Genomic DNA, 16,990 nt, shown 5'->3' on the forward strand with positions numbered 1-16,990 from the left:
CTGCTTTCTCATGGTGCCGGGCTCGCACAGATTTCCGACAGCATGCGCAGGCGCCGCTTGGGCTCGCTGACGAACGGATTGCGCTCATCCCAGGCATAACCGGCCAGGATCGCGCTGATCATGCGGCGAATGTCTGGCGAGCCGTCGGTGTAGAAAATCACGTCCTGGAAGGTGCCGGCGTACCAGCCCTCGACGTAGCAGCGGAAGGTGTCGACGCCACGTTTGAGTGGCTCGGCGAATTCGCTTTGCCAGTCCACGCTTTCTCCTTGCAACTGCCGATGCAGCACCCCAGCGGCCATGCTGGCCGAGCGCATGGCGATGGTCACGCCGGAAGAGAACACCGGGTCGAGGAACTCCGCGGCGTTGCCCAGCAGGGCGAAGCCTGGGCCATGCAGCGTTTTGACATTGGCCGAGTAGCCGCCGATGGTTCGCGCCGGGGTGTCCCATATCGCGTTGCTGAGTACACTGGCCAGGCTTGGTGTTTCGTCGATGAAGCCGCGCAGGCAAGCGTCAAGATCGTCAGTGCGACCGGCGAAATGTTCCGCCGCCGCGACCACGCCGACTGAACAGCGCCCGTCGCTGAACGGGATGGTCCAGAACCACACATCGCGTTGGGTCGGGTGAGTGGTGATAAGGATTTTTTCGCGGTCGAAGGTTGGGGCATCGATGCAATCTTCGATGTGGGTGAACACCGCCTGGCGCAGCGGAAAGTTCGAGGGCGCCTCAAGGTCCAGCAGGCGTGGCAAGACCCGGCCATAGCCGCTGGCGTCGAGGACGAAATCGGCCTCGACGAGATACGCGCTGCCGTCTTCGCGCTGGACGCCCAGTTGTGGTTTGGCAAGTGAGAAGTCGGCGCCGGTGATGGCCTGCCCATAACGGATCTCGACACCTTGCAACGCCGCCTGATCGGCCAGCAGCTTGTCGAAGTCGGCGCGCTGCACCTGGAAGGTGGTGGGCTTGCCTTTGCTGAAGGTATCGCCGAAATCGAAGGCGCTGTAGCGCTCGCCCCAGGCGAACGCCGCGCCATTCTTGCGCTGAAACCCGGCGGCATTCACCGCGTCGAGCATGCCGGCCTCTTCGACGAAGTCCAGGCAATGGGACAACAGGCTTTCGCCGATGGAAAACCGTGGGAAATGCTGGCGCTCGATGACTAGCACATCGTGGCCCTTGCGCTTGAGCAGCGCGGCGGCGATAGCGCCAGAGGGACCTGCGCCGATGACGACGACCTGTCGACGTTCCATTTCAACTGTTGGCACTGGAGCTCCTGGCCGGGACGGCAATCGAGGGAATACGGTGGAAGCCGGCCAGGGCCGGCAGCAATGTCGCGATCAGGCCCATCAGCATCAGCGCAAAGTACACCGCCGGGCTGATGAGCTGTTGTTGTAGCAGCAGGTTGAGGAACACGATTTCACTCAAGCCGCGAATGTTCAGCAAGACACTTTCGCGCCAGCGACTGGCGCCAGGGAACGAGGCCCCGGCCCAGCCCAATCCCAGCCAGTTGCCCAGCAGTTTGCTGGCGATGGGTAACAGCAGCAATGCGCTGATCTGGAGCCAGTCGAGGCGACTCAGGGCGCTGTGGACGTTGATCTGCACGATGCCGAAGGTGAGGATCAGCGGGATCGCCAGGTAGGTCTGCAAACCTTGCATCCAGTTCGTGTTGAGCGGTAACACCAGCGGCACCTTGAGCGCGGCCATGCACAGCAGATAGCCGATGCCGACAATCAGCGCGTTGAGCCGGTAGTGTTCGGCCACCACCAGCAAGGCGAAAAAGATCCCGCTGTGCAGCAGCGGCTGGCGCAGGCCAAGCAGTCGCAACAGCAGCGGCACACAGGCACCGGCCAACGGCAGCAACAGGCTGGCCAGGTGCAGGCTGCCTTGGGCCAGGGCGAACAGGCTCCAGCAGATCAAGTCGATCAGAATCGCGGTTTGCACCAGGCGCCGTGTGGCGGCGGGCGGGTAGTCGATGTGACGCAGGTACAGGTACAGCACCGGGATGGCGGTGATCGCAAACAGCAGCCCCACCGCCAGGGAACTGATCCAGGGCTGGGGCGGTAGCAGCCAGAGCGCGGTCGCCAAACCGCAGGCGAATGGAACGCCGAAGCTGGGCAGGGCGACTTTCACGCTCTGGCGGTCCAGCCGCAGGTCGATCACGTCGCTGAGGATGTGCCCCAGCAACAGGGCGAAGGCGAGGCTGTAGAGACTGCTCAGCCACACCGGCGCCACCAGTTGCGCGCCGCTGAGCTGCCAGCCTGGTTCGATCCAGAAGTACATCAGCAACGGCAGGCCAAGCGTCGCCAACAGCAATTGGCTGACAATCGGGATCAGCCCGACGCGACGGCCGATGACTGTCGCCACCGCGAACAGCCCCAGGGCCATAAGCCAGAACATCAGGATGATCACTGGGCCGGCTCCGTAACCGCTGCCGCGTGGGCCTGATGCCCGGCCCACGGCGCTAGCATGAAACTGAAGGCCAGCCCCAGGCTGACCGCCAGGCCGAAGTTGCTCACCGCCGGCGTGCTGGAAACTGCCAACAGGCCGAACGACAACCAGGTGGTGACTGCCGCCAGCAGGGTGCCCAGCAGGCTCACCGCGGCGCCGCCTATCTGTTCGCGCATCAGGATCGCGTAATCGACACCGATGGCGGTGACCAGCAACAGACCGAACAGGCCGAACAGGGTCAGTGGCTGGCCCAGCCAGCCGAGGCTCGCCAGGCTGCACAGCGCCGCCAGCAACGGTAGCGCGACGACGCGAAGGGCGCCGCCGACACCGAACGGCCAGGTCAATAACAGCAAGATGAGCACGCAGGAGGCCAGTTTCAATTCGGCGGCGCTGACTTGCGTGGCGGCAAAGACCCGGTTCAGGTCCCCCAGACGATCGACCAGTTGTACGCCGGGCAGATCCAGCGTCTGCACCCTGAGCAGCGCTGCATCATTCAAGCCTTGCAGGCTGACCACCGCCGCCACGCCCTCCGCCGTCGGGCCGAGCCAGAGTGTGCGGTACGGTTCGGCCAGGGGGCCGGCCAGTGCGGTATCGATGTCGGTCACCGGCAAGGCCTGCAATTGCGTCAGTTCGGCTTGCAGTGCGGCGACCGGCACTCCCAGGTCCAGCAGCGGTTGCCAGAACGCCGGCAACCGGGCCAGGGCGTCACGCACTTTCTGCTGTTCGGCGGGCGGGCTGACCAGTTGGTTCAGCGACAGGTAGCCCTCCAGCTTCTCCAGGCCAATCAACTGCTCCAGCCGCTCGTTGAGCACCGTCTGACGTTCCAGCAGGTGTGACTGATTATCGGCGCGGATCAGGAAGAATTGGCTGGTGGGTTGGAAGCCGGTGATACGGGCGATGGCCTGGGCTTCGTCGGTCAACTGCTCAGGCGTGCCGATCCATTGGCGAATGTCGTTTTTCGTGGTCAGTTGCCAGAGGCCGCCGGCGCAGAAGATCAGCAAGAGCCCTAACAAGACCGGTGTTCGCACCCGCGCCAGCAACGCTTCGCGCGCCCTGAGCAGGTGTTCGCACAGCCGCAGCGGCCACTGGGCCGGGTGTAAGTCCACGCCCTTGAGCAGTGCCGGCAAGAGACAAACCGCTGTCAGGTAAGCACCGATCAAACCTGCGGCGGAAAAGATCGCGATCTGGGTCAGGGCCGGGAACGGCGTCCAGGCCAGGGCCAGGTAGCCGATGCAGGTGGTCGCCAGGCTCAGGCTCAGTCCCGGCAGGGTCAGGCGTAGGGCCGACCAACTGCGCCACGGTTTGAGGCTCCAGCTTTTGGACAGGTAGTGCAGCGGATAATCCACCGCCACACCGATCAGGCTGGAACCCAGCACCAGGGTCATGACATGCATGCGACCGAACAGCGCCACGCAGGCCACCGCGCCGAACAGGATACCCACCAGTACCGGCACGAATGCCAGCCATGCTCGCAAGCGTCGGAAGGCCAGCAACAGCAACAGCAAAATGCCGATTGTCGCCCCGCCGCCCACCCAGGTGATTTCCCGCGAAGCCTGTTGTTGGCCACTGGCGGCGTACAGCAGGCCGCTGGCCGCCAGCAATTGCCCTTGGGCCAGGCCCGCCTGATCACGGCTGCGTTGCAGCAGGTCGGCCACTTGCAGCGGCAGGTCCATGTCGAAAGCGTTGCCATGGGTGCGGGCCCGCAGCATCACCCAGTTTTTGCCGTCGGCTTCGGCAATCAGCGCGCCGCTGCCCACGTCCAGCTGTATCGCACCGCGTTGGGGCTGGCTGTTCTGGATGCGCCCGGTCAGGCCCAGCCAGTCGTCCTGGCTCGGCACCAGGCTGAAGCCGCTGAACGGATCGAAGAGCGCCTGCACCCGTTGCTGGATGAAGGCCTGGGGCTGATCGATCAATTGTTGCCGATCCGCGGCCGAGAGCATTGCCAGTCGCCCCTTGAGCAATTGCGCGCGCAAGGCCGGCAGATCGGCTTGCAACGTCCACTGGACCTTGTCGAACAAACCGCTGGCTTGCCATTGCTCGCCAAGGGTTTGCGCCAAAGCGATCGCCTGTTGGCGCTCGGTGTGCCCGACCAGTAGTAGCACCTCGCGGTTGAGGGGTTCTTGCATGCGTTGTTCGGCGATGAGTTCAAGCGCATCAGGAGCGGTACCGGGCACCAGCTCCATGAGGTTGGCCGACAGCGGCGCGCCATTGCGCCACTGCCAACCGGCCAGCGCCATCACCGCCAACAGCAGAATCAGGAACAGTCGCGGCAGCTTGTGTTCACTCGGCAAAGTCATGTTGCTCCGCTTCGCTCAAGGCTTTCGCGCTGGTGCTGTTTTGCATGCGCAGCACGGTACGGTCACCCTGGGTTTCCAGCAGTTCGATACGCTGCACCAGTTCGCCGCCATCGATGTTGATCTGGTTGAAGATTTGTTTGAGCAGCACCGAGCGCGGGGTCAAGGTGAGCTTCCACTGCTGCGGTTGGCCCGACAGACTGAGGTCGAAGTCCCGTTGCAGGCCGCTGCTGTCGCCCTGTAACACCGCAAGGAACAAACGATTCTGCTCGGCGCCGGCACTCTTGTTCGGCAGTGTCTGCCAGGTGCCGCCATCGCGCCGGGCGATTCCCAGGGGGGTGATGCGGTAATCCTGCTGCAGCGGGGTTTGCAGCAGCCACAGCAGGCCATGGTTTTTTGCCAATACGAAACGGCCCTTGCTGGTGAGCGGCTGGGGCAGGGCGCGCAGGTGCTTTTCCTGGATGAACTGGCCGTGGATCACGTCCGGGCGCGCCAGTTGTTCGCTCAACTGTTGCAAGTCGAACGCCTGGGCAAAGGGCGCCAGGCCCCACAGCAGCAGCCAGATGAACAGGCGTTTCACGGTAGTTTCCTCTCGACGGCTTGGACAAAGACCCGCGGCGAGGCCAGCAGCATTTCGCGACTCGCGACGTCCACCGCCACTTGCACCGAGCTGGCGCGGGTCAGACGTTCACCCGTGGCTGCGTCGCTGATCAGGTAATTGATCTTCAGGCGGTTCTCCCATTCCACCAGGCTGGCGCGCACGGTCAGGGTCTGACCGAACACGGCGCTGCGCACGTAGCGCAGTTGCAGGTCGATCACCGGCCACGCATAGCCGGATGCGAGCATGTCGTTGTAGTTGTGGCCGATCAGGTCGAGCAAGGCGCAGCGGGCCACTTCCAGGTACTTGACGTAATGACCGTGCCAGACCACGTTCATCGAATCGACATCGAAAAACGGCACCACGATCTGCGTTTCGACGTGCAACACCCCTTGGCTACGCATGCAGCCTCCAGTGTTGTTCAGCAATGCGTTGCAGGCACAGGCGCAATTCGCCTTCCAGGGCGCGATCCTCGATGACTGGCGGGAAATCCACGGCCAGTTGTTCGTGCATGTCGGCCAAGGCCGGCGGCAGCGGTCGGGCATCTTCGGCACGGCTGCGCAGCCACACGCCCTGGTTGGCGGCCAGCAGCGTCGCGGCGGCCACTTGTTCGGTCAGTTCCAGCACGCGGATCGCATCCCGGGCAGCGATGGTGCCCATGCTCACTTTGTCCTGGTTGTGGCATTCGGTGGAGCGCGAGAACACGCTGGCCGGCATGGTGTTTTTCAAGGCTTCGGCGGTCCAGGCGCTGGTGCCGATCTGCACCGCCTTGAAGCCATGGTTGAGCATCGCTCGCTCGGCGCTGGCGCCGGACAGGTTGCTCGGCAAGCCGTGGTTGTAGCGTTCGTCGACCAATAGCGCGAGCTGGCGGTCCAGCAGATCGGCGACGTTGGCCACCAGGTTCTTGAGGCTGTCCATGGCAAAGGCGATATGCCCGCCGTAGAAATGCCCGCCGTGCAGTACGCGCTCGGCTTCGGCGTCGATGATCGGGTTGTCGTTGGCGCTGTTGAGCTCGATTTCGATGAATGAACGCAGCCAGTTCAGACTGTCGGCCAGCACGCCAAGCACGTGGGGGGCGCAGCGCAGGGAGTAGCGATCCTGCAGGCGATGCAGCGGCGCGGTGGGGGCGTCGATCGCCAGGTCCTTGCGCAGCCACGCGGCCACTTGCATTTGCCCCGGATGCGGCTTGGCGGCGAACAGGCGCTCGTCGAAGTGCTCCGGGTTGCCTTGCAGCGCGACCACGTTCAGCGCGGTGATGCGGGTTGCCAGTTGCAACAGGTAGTCGGCGCGGGCGAAGGCCAGGCAGGCCAGGCCGGTCATCACGGCGGTGCCGTTCATCAGCGCGAGGGCTTCCTTGGGCCGCAGCACCAACGGAGTCCAACCGAGTTCGCGGTGCACGTCGGCGGCCAGGCGGCGTTCGCCAGCGAACATCACTTCCCGCTCGCCGGAGAGAGTGGCGGCGACGTAAGACAGGGGCGTCAGGTCCCCGCTGGCGCCCACCGAGCCTTCTTCCGGAATCAGCGGCAGGATGTCATGTTCGAGAAAGGCCTGGAGCCGCTCCAGCAGTTCCACGCGCACCCCGGACACGCCGTGGCACAGCGACTGCAAACGCGCGGCCAGCACGGCGCGGGTGGCCTGCGGGTCCAGCAGTTTGCCCAGGCCGCAACCGTGGAACGTATACAAGTGACGGGGCAGGGCCTCGACGTGGTGCAACGGCACGGCCACCACGCAGGAGTCGCCGTAACCGGTGGTCACGCCGTAGATCACGCCTTCCTTGTCCAGCAAAGAGTCGAGGAATTGCGCACCCTTGGCGATGCGCTGGCGGAATGCCGGATCATCCTGCAACCGCGTCTGCACCTGACGATTGGCCAGGGCCAGTACGTCCTCGATGCGCAAGGGGCGTTCGCCGAAGGTTACCGGCTCAAGAGTGGGCATCGTCATCGGTCTTCCAGAAAGGGTAAAAGTTGAACCACTGTTGCGGTGCCTGGAGGCAATAGTGCGCCAGGCGCTGGGCGTAGAGGCCGGCCCAATGGGTGATGACCTGCTCGCGGTCGCTGCGTTTCCACACCACGGCCTCGGCGAAGGGTTCGAGGGTGACCCGATAGCGTCCCTCGTGCTTGAGGCACATCAGCAGGTTGATCGGGCATTTGAGCAGCCCGGCCAGCAGCCAGGGCCCTTGGGGAAATGCCGCCGGGCGACCCATGAAGTCCACGGTCACAGTGCGTGCGCCGTGCAGCGGTATGCGGTCGCCGGCTATCGCCAGCCACTCGCCGCGTTCCAGGCGTTCGCTCAGTTGCAGCATGATCACCGGGTCCAGCTCGCTGACCTGGATCAGCCGCAGATGCGTGGCGCCGGCTTCCCCCAGCAAACGATTGAACTGTTCGGCGTGCTTGGTGTGCACCAGCACGTTCATGGTCACTTTCTCGCCCAGCTCGGCCAGGGCCCGGCACATTTCCAGGTTGCCCAGGTGTGCGCCCACCAGCATCTGCCCACGGCCGTCGCGCAAGTGATTGCGCAGCAATGCCGGATCGACGATTTCGATCTGTTCCAGGCTCAGCTTGCCGTTCCAGACGTCGAGCTTGTCCAGCAGGGAGTCGGCAAACGCCATGAACTGCCCGAACACTCGCCAATGGCTTGGGCGCAGCTCGGTGCGGCCGCTCCAGTCGGCCAGGCGCTGTTGGTATTGCCAGGCTGCCTGTCGGGCGCTGCGGCCGAAAATGAAGAAGTACAGGACGATGCCGTAGAGCAGCGGGCTCAATAAGCGGCGGCCCAATACCTTGGCGGCGAACGCGGTGAGTTTCATCAGCCAGAAACTGCCGCGCTCCTGGCGATCAGCCCAGTGCTGCTTGTCTGTCTCAAGGCTCATGTTCGCCACCGTCGCCAGAGAATCAGGGGGGAGCGCACCAGCATGCCGAAGAACAACCGGGTGTGCATGCTGGAAATCAGTACGTTGTCGTGGAACAGGCGAAAGTGCGAAACCCCGTCCAAGGGGTAGTGAACCCGGGTACGCAACCAGCGCATCGGTTGATTGCGCCAGGCCAGGCGCACCAGGATGTCGGAGTCGAAATCCATGCGCTTGCCAATGTTCGCCGAATTGATCAGCGTCAGGACCGGTGGCAGGGGGTAGACCCGAAACCCGCACATCGAGTCGCGGATTTGCAGGGACAGGCTGTTGATCCAGACCATGACATGCGTCAGGTAGCGTGCATACAAGCGGCCTTTGGGCACACTCTCATCGTATTGGGGATAACCGCAGATCACCGCCTCCGGGTGAGCGCGGGATTGCTCGATGAAGTTCCTTACGTCGCCAAGATCGTGTTGCCCGTCGGCATCGACCTGCAGGGCGTGGCTGAAGCCCAGGCGCGACGCTTCCCGCAGACCGGTCATCACCGCGCCACCCTTGCCTTGATTGACCGCCAGCCTGACCAGATGAACCTGCTCGCCCTCGGCCAGCTGCTCCAATACCGCCGCGCAGGCCGGGCTGCTGGCGTCGTCCACCAGCACGCAGGGCAAGCCGTTGGCGAGCAGTGCCTGCACCACGGTCGCGACGGCGGTTTCGTGGTTGAAGACCGGGATGACGGCGCAGGGGTTATGCATGGTTTGCGCCTTCCACCGATCCATTGTGAACAGGGCGCTTATTGTGGCGAGGGAGCTTGCTCCCGCTCGAGTGCGCAGCACTCGCCCGGCGATTTGAAACACTTGGGGCTGCTTCGCAGCCCAGCGGGAGCAAGCTCCCTCGCCACAGGAGGGCGGTGCAATCAATCATCGGCCACCCCCAGGACAATCCGCCCACTCGAACAGGCCGCCGTGTCATTGCGATAAGCGAAGTACAGCTTGCCGCGCTCGCGGTCGAAACGCAGGTGCAGTTGGATTTCATCGCCGGGGCGCATCAGTTGCTGGAACTTCAGCACTTCCATGCCGACGAACCGCGGCGGCAGGTCCATCAGTTGTCGGCCCAGGCTCAAGGCCCAGTCGACCTGCACCACGCCGGGGAGGACCGGTGCGGTGGGAAAGTGGCCGCTGAAATACGCCAGGTCCGGGGGCACCAGCAGTTGCAGGCTCCATTGCCCGTCGGTTTCGACCTGTTCGAGCACTTGCGGGGCTTTGGGGCGCGCAGCCATCAGCAGGGCTTCGACTTCGGCCTGGGGCAGCTTGCCTTGGGCGTTGAGCGGCAACTGCCGCAGCCAGCGCCAGCGCCGAGGCAAGGCGAGGGTTTCGCAGTGTTCGCTCAAGTGACGGCGCAAGGCCTCGGTCACGGCGCGTCGACCCAGGTTGCGCAAGGCGTGCAGGCCGCTTTCGCTCAGCACCAGCAGCGCCCCGAGGGAGGCGCGATTTTCCTGGACCACCCCCAGTCGGGCTTCGCTGACCCAGTCGTGGGCGATCAACGCCTGTTCCAGCATGGGCAGGGAGATGCGTTTCTCTTCAAGCTTGACGATGCGATCCAGCCGCCCGAGCAGTTCGAAGCGTCCATCCCCGGCGATCCGCGCCGCGTCGGCGGTGTGTTCCACATGGCCGGCCGGCAGATAAGGCGAGGCGATCAGCAAGGCGCCGTCACTGTCCTGGCTCAGCTTTACGTCGGCGAAGGGCTGCCATAAGCCTGCGCCCTGACGCCAGGCGATGCCGCCGGTTTCCGAACTGCCAAAGATTTCCGTCGGCCATTGCCCCAGCCGCTGGTGCAGGCTTTGGGCGGCCTCGGTCGGCAAGGCACCACCGGAGGAGAATACCCGGCGTACGCAGCTCAAGGCTGGCCAGTCGAGGTTATCGCCCATGCGCTTGAGCAAGGCCGGGCTGGCGACCCAGGCAAAAGCCGGGTACTGACGGCTGGCGCGTTGCAGGTCTTCGGGAAAAGCCAGTTGCCGGCGCACGAATGTACGCCCGGCACACAGCGGCCACAGCACCCGAAACAGCAGGCCATAGATGTGCTGGGTGGCGACGCTGCCGATCACGCAGGCCGGGCCCAGGTCGGTGCCCCACAATTGTTCCAGGGCCTGGACTTCGTTGCTCAACTGACGCAGATTTTTCTCGATGCGCTTGGGCTCGCCGCTTGACCCTGAGGTGCACAGGCTCAGCCAGCACTGATCGAGGTCCAGTTCAGTGGCCTCAAGGGGGGCTTGTCGCAGGTCGTCGAGACGGATGTCCGTGGGTTGATCGGTCAACCACAGGTCGACGTCCGCCGACCAGCGCTGGCGGGTCTGGGCTTGCAGGTCGGCCGGGAGCAAGACGCTGGCCCCGGCGCGCCAGGCACCGAGCAGGGCCACCGCCAGGTCGGCGGCGTCTTCCAGGTGCACCGCTATGCGCCGTACGCCGCGGGCCTGCAGACCGGCGGCCAGGCCCAGCGCCGCGTCCCGCAGTTGCGAGTGGCTCAGCGCCGGGTCGACGGCCACAGCACGGTCCGGCTGGGCGCTGAGCAACATCTGCTCAAGTGTTATCCAATTCATGGGCGGCCTCTTACCCGTTGTCGTATAAGCCATTCAATGGCAAACAGCAGCCCCATCAATCCGTAGGAAATCAGGCCGGTGTACAACATCCACCAGCTCAGCGGCGCCCAGAGGGTGAGGGCGGCGGCGAGCAAGCCGTTACACAGGAAAAACACACTCCAGACCACCGTGACCTGGCGGGTATACACCACCGCGTTGGCCGGTAGCTGCGGTTCGCGCAGGCGCGCCAGGCGCTCGACCATCGGCGGACCGTATTTCAGACTCAGGGCGAACAGCCCGAGCATGAAGGCGCTGATCAGCACCGGATACCAGCGCAGCAGGAGCGGGCTGTCGAACAGCGCGAGCAAAACACTGAAGGCAATTGCCGTAACCGCCATCCAGCGGCTGCCGGGCCCGCTTTTACCGAGCAATGCCCGGGCCAGCCACAGGCTACCCAGCAGCAGGCCGAACTGCCATGGGGCGAAATGCTCCATGCCGAAATACACCGCAAAGGGGTACAACAGGCCCACCAGCAGCAGGCCGAGGCCAATCAGCCGGGTCATGCGGCCGGTTGAACCAGTCGATAGACCGCCTCGACCACGTCGTTGACGGTGCGCACCGACTTGAACTCTTCGGCGGCGATCTTCTTGCCGGTCTGGCGCTTGATGTGGTCGATCAGGTCGACCGCGTCGATGCTGTCGATTTCCAGGTCCTGATACAGGTTCGACTCCAGCGTTACGCGCTCAGGGTCCAGCTCGAAAAGCTCGACCAGAGCATCGCGCAGGGTATTGAAAATGTCGTCACGAGTTTGCATGGTCCGGTCTCAGGCTACGCGATTTGCAGTGACGAAGGCCGCAAGGCTTGCCACATTGCTGAAATGGTTGCGGGTGTCCTTGGCGTCGGCATCGATCTTGATCCCGTACTCCCTCTGGATCGCCAGGCCCAGCTCCAGGGCATCCACCGAGTCCAGGCCCAGGCCTTCGCCGAACAGGGTCTGGTGGTCGCCGATATCGTCGGTGCTGATGTCCTCCAGGCCGAGGGCGTCGATGATCAGCTGTTTGATGTCATGGTGCAGATCGCTCATCTTCGGCGAGCTCCTTGATGTAATAGTGATGCAGAAAATCGTTGAGCCTGCGCGAAGCCTGCGGCGCAGGGCCGAGCGCGGCGAACGCCTGTGGATCTATATCGGCCCCCACGTGGAAACTGAAGTGCACGCGGCGCTGAGGGATGCGATACCAGGGTTCGGCCTTGGTCAAAGTGGTGGGGCTGACCTTGATGGTCACCGGAGTGAGGATTTTCGCACCTCGCAGCGCGATGGCCGCTGCGCCCCGATGAAAGGCCGGTGGTTGGCCTGGCCGAGTACGGGTGCCTTCGGGGAACACGATCAGGCTCTGGCCGTCCTGCAGGGCGTCGCTGGCGGCATCAAGCATGTCCATGCTGCCGTCGTTGCTGATGTATTGGGTCGAACGCAGCGGGCCGCGGGTGAAGGGGTTTTCCCACAGGCTCTGCTTGACCACGCAGTTGGCGTCGCGCACCAGGCCGATCAGGAACACCACGTCGATCAGCGACGGATGGTTGGCGATGATCATTTGCCCGGGGCGACCGAGTTTCTCCGCGCCGTCGATCTGATAGGTGAGCACGCCGGTGCGGGCCATGAAACGGATAAAGAACCAGAACAATCGCCCCACAGTGCGGCGGGCTCGCAGGCGGTGGGCCTGGGCGTCGCCGGGCAGCCAGGCCAGCAATGGAAACACCAGCAATCGCAGGCACAGCCCGCCTAGCCCGAACAGGACGAAGCTTGCCGCAGTCGCGATCAGGCGCCAGTAGTAGGCGTCGCGATGTTTACCGTTCACCGGTTGCGTTGCCAGGTCCATACACGATTCTTCCAGGCATGTTGGCAGGTGGATAGGTTGTTCCGCAGCGTACGCAACAAACCCAGGGCATGGGGCCAGTCGCTGGCGGGCCTTTGACCGGCCTGGGTGGACAGGTCCAGTTGCCAATCGTCGCCTGGAGTCAACAGCAAGCCCACTGCATAGGGGAAGGGCACATCGTTGACCCAGGGAGCGTACACCTGGGGTGGCTGCTCTTCGGTGATCACCAGCAGCACCGCCGCCGCTCCCTCGTTCAGCAGCGCAACGGCTTCCAGGATCCCGTGTTCCAGCCCGTCGCCCGTGGCCGCCAGGGCGGTCATTTCGCTGGTTTCGCCGCGCAGGATCGACCACAGGCCGATCACGGCGTTATGCACCGACAGGCTGAATTGAGTCGGCGATAACGGTTGGTTGGCTGCCAGGTCCTTGAGAATCTCAAAAGTACGCGGGGTTTCGCCGTGACGGGAAATAAAGACCAACGGCAGGTTCGACCGGCCTTCGGCCAGCGGCCAGCCCACGCTGAAGGCCATCCGCGCCAGGCGACTGAGGCGACGGCGCTGCATGGCCGGCAGAAACGAAACGTCAGGGGCGGCATCGCTGGCGGGCAACACGACCGGCTGTCGGCACCATGCCTGCCAGTCGTCCACGCTTTCGAGCCCAGGGGCCCACGCGCGCCATTGGGCGATGTTGAAATTGATCACAAATACACCCCACCCCTGCGGGCTTTTATTGTCACGGTTCAGTGGTTTGACCCGCGTCCAACCCTGCATGGTCTTGCGACCCAAGTGGCGCGCATTATCCGGGTGCGGTTGGCTTGTAGCAAATGCTGGTTACATTTTGCTCAGCGAAATGTACCGGTTCGTTCGTCCAGGCGCAGACAAGAGCCATTGTCGCGATTATGACGAGTATGTCTGTCGGACGTTTCTGTCACTCTCGCGCCAAGTTGATGCTTCAGGGGTGGAAAAAACCTCCGGCGTCGTAGTCCGTCCGCAGCGAAGGTAGCGAAGGGGTATCGAGGCCTACTACACTCGGGAATCTTTGATACACGGAGGTTTTGACATGCGGCGCGTGGTATTCAATCAGAAAGGTGGCGTGGGCAAGTCCAGCATCGCCTGCAATCTGGCAGCGGTCAGTGCCAGCGAGGGGTATCGCACGCTGTTGGTGGACCTGGATGCCCAGGCCAATTCGACTCAATACCTGACGGGCCTTACCGGCGACGACATCCCCATGGGGATCGCCGATTTCTTCAAGCAAACCCTGTCGTCCGGGCCCTTCTCGAAAAAGAACAAGGTGGATATCTACGAAACACCGTTCGACAACCTGCACGTCATCACTGCCACCGCCGAGCTGACGGATCTGCAACCCAAGCTTGAGGCGAAACACAAGATCAACAAACTGCGCAAGTTGCTCGAAGAGCTGGGCGAGGATTACGACCGGATCTATCTGGATACCCCGCCCGCCTTGAACTTCTATGCGGTTTCGGCACTGATCGCCGCTGATCGTGTGCTGATTCCCTTCGATTGCGACAGCTTTTCACGTCAGGCGTTGTACGGTCTGTTGGCGGAAATAGAAGAGCTCAAGGACGACCACAACGAAGGGCTCGAAGTCGAAGGCATCGTCGTCAATCAGTTCCAGGCGCGGGCCAGCCTGCCGCAGCAGATCCTTGACGAACTCATTGCCGAAGGCTTGCCGGTTTTGCCGGTGTACCTGAGCAGTTCGGTGCGCATGCGTGAATCCCATCAGGCGAGCTTGCCCCTGATCCATCTGGACCCGCGGCACAAGCTGACCCAGCAGTTCATGGAGTTGCATAGCTTGCTGGAAAGCGCCTGATTGACTGGCGTATACAAGTCCACTGTGGGAGCGAGCCTGCTCGCGATTGCGGTGGCACATTCAACATAGAGGTAGCCAGGCAGTCCGCTATCGCGAGCAGGCTCGCTCCCACAGTGCTGAGGTCAAATCCCCTGGCCGCGCAACCAACTCATCAACTGCGGCAACGGCAATGCCCCGCTCTGGCGCGCCACTTCGCGGCCGTCCTTGAACAGGATCAGGCTGGGTATCGAGCGGATACCCAGCTGTGCCGATAGCTGCTGGTTGGCTTCGCTGTCGAGCTTGGCCAGGCGGCATTTACCCACCAGTTGCGTGGCGGCCTGTTCGAACACGGGCGCGAAGGATTTGCATGGCCCGCACCAATCGGCCCACACATCCACCAGTAACGGCAGGTCACCCTTGATCTGGCTGGCATAGTCGCCTTGCTTGAGTTCGAACGGTTTGCTCAATAACACCTGGGCCTTGCAGCGCCCGCACTTGGGCTCATCGCCCAGGCGTTCGGCGGGGATGCGGTTGAGCCCGTTGCAGTGGGGGCAGGGGATCAGCATTGGGACAACTCCAGAAAAGATCATTGGTAAAGATTTGACCACCGTGTAGAGCACACCGCAAACACTTGTGGGAGCGAGCCTGCTCGCGATTGCGGCCTGACAGTCAATACGTCATTGACTGTCCTGCCGTCATCGCGAGCGGGCTCGCTCCCACAGGGGTTACGCGTTGCCGGTTACTTCGCGCTGGTCAGCGTGTTGTAGCTGGTCATCAGGTTGCGGTAGTCCGGGATGTGGTTGGAGAACAAGGTCGCCAGCCCTTCCACATCGTTGCGCCAGTCGCGGTGCAGTTCGCAGGCCAGACCGAACCAGGTCATCAATTGCGCGCCCGAGGAGGACATGCGGTCCCAGGCCGATTGACGGGTCAGCTCGTTGAAGGTGCCAGAGGCATCGGTGACCACGAACACCTCGAAACCTTCGGCCAGGGCCGACAGTGCCGGGAAGGCTACACAGACTTCCGTGACGACGCCGGCGATGATCAGTTGCTTCTTGCCGGTGGCTTTGATCGCCTTGACGAAATCTTCGTTGTCCCAGGCGTTGATCTGGCCGGGACGGGCGATGTACGGCGCGTCCGGGAACAGGCTCTTGAGCTCGGGCATCAACGGGCCGTTGGGGCCGGTTTCGAAACTGGTGGTGAGGATGGTCGGCAGCTCGAAGTATTTGGCCAGGTCGGCCAGGGCCAGCACGTTGTTCTTGAAGCGGTCCGGGTCGATGTCACGCACCAGCGACAGCAGGCCAGCCTGGTGGTCCACCAGCAGAACGGCGGCGTTATCTTTGTCGAGACGCTTGTAGGAAGTGGTCATGGCGTTAGTCCTCTAAGTTTTGGCTGCCGAACGGTTCGGCGTGGTTAAAGTTTTCAGTGTTGGTGTGTTGCTAAGCGATGGACATAGATTAAAACTGGCACCTTTGATGCGCTAGACTGCAAAAATCAGCCTTAGCGTTCTATTTGGAGAACGATCATCGAAGACCTCAACACGCTTTACTACTTCACCCAAGTGGTCGAGCACGGCGGTTTCGCCGCCGCCGGCCGAGCGCTGGACATGCCCAAATCGAAGCTCAGCCGGCGCATTGCCCAACTGGAAGAACGCCTTGGGGTGCGGTTGATCCATCGCTCCAGTCGTCATTGCTCGTTGACGGAGATCGGCCAGGCCTACTACCAGCGCTGCCTGGCGATGCGGGTCGAGGCCGAGAGCGCGGCCGAAGTGATCGAGCGCAACCGCTCCGAGCCCCAGGGCCTGGTGCGTATCAGTTGCCCGACAGCGTTGCTCAACAGCTGGGTCGGGCCGATGCTGACCCGCTACATGCTCAAGTACCCACGGGTGGAGTTGTTCATTGAGAGCACCAACCGCCGGGTCGACCTGATCCATGAGGGTTTCGATATCGCGTTGCGGGTACGCTTTCCGCCGCTGGAAAACACCGACATGGTCATGAAAGTACTGGGCAATAGCACCCAGTGCCTGGTAGGCAGCCCGGCCTACCGCGAGCGTCTGTCCTCACCCGCTTCACCGGCGGACCTGCACGGTTTGCCGAGCGTGCACTGGGGGGCGGCGCAGCGTGAATACCAGTGGGAATTGTTCGGCCCGGACGGCGCCAGCGCGTTGATTCGCCATGAACCACGCATGGTCACCGATGACCTGCTGGCCCTGCGTCACGCGGTACTGGCGGGTATCGGCATCGCTCACCTGCCTGCCGTGGTGGTGCGCGAAGACCTGGCTGCTGGCCGGCTGGTGGAATTGGTACCGGGCTGGACGCCCAAGTGCGGGATCGTCCATGCGATCTTCGCCTCCCGGCGCGGGTTGCTGCCGTCGGTGCGCACGCTGATTGATTTTCTGGCCGAAGAATTCAGCCAGAGTGATATGGCGTAGGGCGCAGGCAGCATTACCACCGGATTTCCCTTGTGGGAGTGGACTCACGATCCAGGCATTTTCCCAGGACATTTATCAAGACTGCCATTCATCAGGTGCGCCGCACTGAAAACGCCCCAGGCCCTCAAAAAACACAC

General features: G+C 63.1%; 18 protein-coding genes. 2 read left to right on the top strand and 16 right to left on the bottom strand.

Features of this window, described 5'->3' with window-relative positions:
- Nucleotides 1–8 precede the first annotated feature (8 nt).
- The 14 genes from CRX69_RS01465 to CRX69_RS01530 all read right to left on the bottom strand — a co-directional run bounded on the left by CRX69_RS01465 (nucleotide 9) and on the right by CRX69_RS01530 (nucleotide 13,317).
- A complete protein-coding gene (locus CRX69_RS01465) occupies nucleotides 9–1,256 on the bottom strand; it encodes an NAD(P)/FAD-dependent oxidoreductase (protein WP_107321421.1) in 1,248 nt (415 codons plus the stop codon).
- Nucleotides 1,243–2,400: a cation:proton antiporter gene (locus CRX69_RS01470; RefSeq protein WP_107321422.1), complete on the bottom strand. Its 1,158-nt coding sequence runs from the start codon at nucleotides 2,398–2,400 to the stop codon at nucleotides 1,243–1,245. The genes CRX69_RS01465 and CRX69_RS01470 overlap by 14 nt, the downstream gene beginning before the upstream one ends.
- On the bottom strand, nucleotides 2,397–4,736 hold the full coding sequence (locus tag CRX69_RS01475) for an MMPL family transporter (protein WP_076382965.1): 2,340 nt from the start codon (nucleotides 4,734–4,736) through the stop codon (nucleotides 2,397–2,399). The genes CRX69_RS01470 and CRX69_RS01475 overlap by 4 nt, the downstream gene beginning before the upstream one ends.
- A complete protein-coding gene (locus tag CRX69_RS01480) occupies nucleotides 4,720–5,313 on the bottom strand; it encodes an outer membrane lipoprotein carrier protein LolA (RefSeq protein ID WP_047225944.1) in 594 nt (197 codons plus the stop codon). Before CRX69_RS01480 ends, CRX69_RS01475 begins: the two co-directional genes overlap by 17 nt.
- Nucleotides 5,310–5,735 (bottom strand): acyl-CoA thioesterase, encoded by a 426-nt coding sequence (locus CRX69_RS01485; RefSeq protein WP_076382963.1) that lies wholly within the window; start codon nucleotides 5,733–5,735, stop codon nucleotides 5,310–5,312. Before CRX69_RS01485 ends, CRX69_RS01480 begins: the two co-directional genes overlap by 4 nt.
- Entirely contained in the window at nucleotides 5,728–7,272 is a 1,545-nt protein-coding gene (locus CRX69_RS01490) for an HAL/PAL/TAL family ammonia-lyase (protein ID WP_047225942.1), read from the bottom strand. The genes CRX69_RS01485 and CRX69_RS01490 overlap by 8 nt, the downstream gene beginning before the upstream one ends.
- Entirely contained in the window at nucleotides 7,253–8,197 is a 945-nt protein-coding gene (locus CRX69_RS01495) for an LpxL/LpxP family acyltransferase (RefSeq protein WP_047225941.1), read from the bottom strand. The genes CRX69_RS01490 and CRX69_RS01495 overlap by 20 nt, the downstream gene beginning before the upstream one ends.
- Nucleotides 8,194–8,928, bottom strand: a complete 735-nt coding sequence (locus CRX69_RS01500; protein WP_107321423.1) for a glycosyltransferase family 2 protein — start codon at nucleotides 8,926–8,928, stop codon at nucleotides 8,194–8,196. Before CRX69_RS01500 ends, CRX69_RS01495 begins: the two co-directional genes overlap by 4 nt.
- Nucleotides 8,929–9,089: 161 nt before the next feature.
- Nucleotides 9,090–10,769 carry an ApeI family dehydratase gene (locus CRX69_RS01505; RefSeq protein WP_107321424.1) on the bottom strand — a complete coding sequence of 560 codons (1,680 nt, stop codon included), beginning with the start codon at nucleotides 10,767–10,769 and terminating at the stop codon, nucleotides 9,090–9,092.
- The gene (locus CRX69_RS01510) at nucleotides 10,766–11,311 is read right to left on the bottom strand and encodes a COG4648 family protein (RefSeq protein ID WP_047225938.1); all 546 of its coding nucleotides are present in this window, start codon (nucleotides 11,309–11,311) and stop codon (nucleotides 10,766–10,768) included. The genes CRX69_RS01505 and CRX69_RS01510 overlap by 4 nt, the downstream gene beginning before the upstream one ends.
- Nucleotides 11,308–11,562, bottom strand: coding sequence for an acyl carrier protein (locus CRX69_RS01515; protein WP_030140951.1), 255 nt, complete (start codon nucleotides 11,560–11,562; stop codon nucleotides 11,308–11,310). Before CRX69_RS01515 ends, CRX69_RS01510 begins: the two co-directional genes overlap by 4 nt.
- A gap of 9 nt (nucleotides 11,563–11,571) precedes the next feature.
- Nucleotides 11,572–11,832 carry a phosphopantetheine-binding protein gene (locus CRX69_RS01520; protein WP_047225937.1) on the bottom strand — a complete coding sequence of 87 codons (261 nt, stop codon included), beginning with the start codon at nucleotides 11,830–11,832 and terminating at the stop codon, nucleotides 11,572–11,574.
- Nucleotides 11,813–12,622 carry a lysophospholipid acyltransferase family protein gene (locus tag CRX69_RS01525; RefSeq protein WP_047225936.1) on the bottom strand — a complete coding sequence of 270 codons (810 nt, stop codon included), beginning with the start codon at nucleotides 12,620–12,622 and terminating at the stop codon, nucleotides 11,813–11,815. The genes CRX69_RS01520 and CRX69_RS01525 overlap by 20 nt, the downstream gene beginning before the upstream one ends.
- Complete coding sequence (locus CRX69_RS01530; protein ID WP_107323220.1) at nucleotides 12,598–13,317, bottom strand: beta-ketoacyl synthase chain length factor; 720 nt, start codon at nucleotides 13,315–13,317, stop codon at nucleotides 12,598–12,600. Before CRX69_RS01530 ends, CRX69_RS01525 begins: the two co-directional genes overlap by 25 nt.
- Before the next feature lie 358 nt (nucleotides 13,318–13,675).
- Here CRX69_RS01530 and CRX69_RS01535 point away from each other — a divergent pair, with 358 nt between their 5' ends.
- Complete coding sequence (locus CRX69_RS01535) at nucleotides 13,676–14,446, top strand: ParA family protein (protein WP_047225935.1); 771 nt, start codon at nucleotides 13,676–13,678, stop codon at nucleotides 14,444–14,446.
- Between the two features lie 122 nt (nucleotides 14,447–14,568).
- Here CRX69_RS01535 and trxC read toward each other — a convergent pair whose 3' ends face one another.
- Together trxC and ycaC are read right to left on the bottom strand one after the other, a co-directional pair.
- Nucleotides 14,569–14,991, bottom strand: coding sequence for a thioredoxin TrxC (gene trxC, locus CRX69_RS01540; protein ID WP_171061286.1), 423 nt, complete (start codon nucleotides 14,989–14,991; stop codon nucleotides 14,569–14,571).
- Nucleotides 14,992–15,164: 173 nt separating this feature from the next.
- Nucleotides 15,165–15,791 (bottom strand): isochorismate family cysteine hydrolase YcaC, encoded by a 627-nt coding sequence (ycaC, locus tag CRX69_RS01545; RefSeq protein ID WP_047225933.1) that lies wholly within the window; start codon nucleotides 15,789–15,791, stop codon nucleotides 15,165–15,167.
- A gap of 156 nt (nucleotides 15,792–15,947) precedes the next feature.
- Between ycaC and CRX69_RS01550 the strand changes: the two genes are divergently transcribed.
- The gene (locus tag CRX69_RS01550; protein WP_188252209.1) at nucleotides 15,948–16,853 is read left to right on the top strand and encodes a LysR family transcriptional regulator; all 906 of its coding nucleotides are present in this window, start codon (nucleotides 15,948–15,950) and stop codon (nucleotides 16,851–16,853) included.
- Nucleotides 16,854–16,990 lie beyond the last annotated feature (137 nt).

Origin of the sequence: Pseudomonas rhizophila, assembly GCF_003033885.1 — a bacterium.
Lineage (GTDB): Bacteria > Pseudomonadota > Gammaproteobacteria > Pseudomonadales > Pseudomonadaceae > Aquipseudomonas > Aquipseudomonas rhizophila.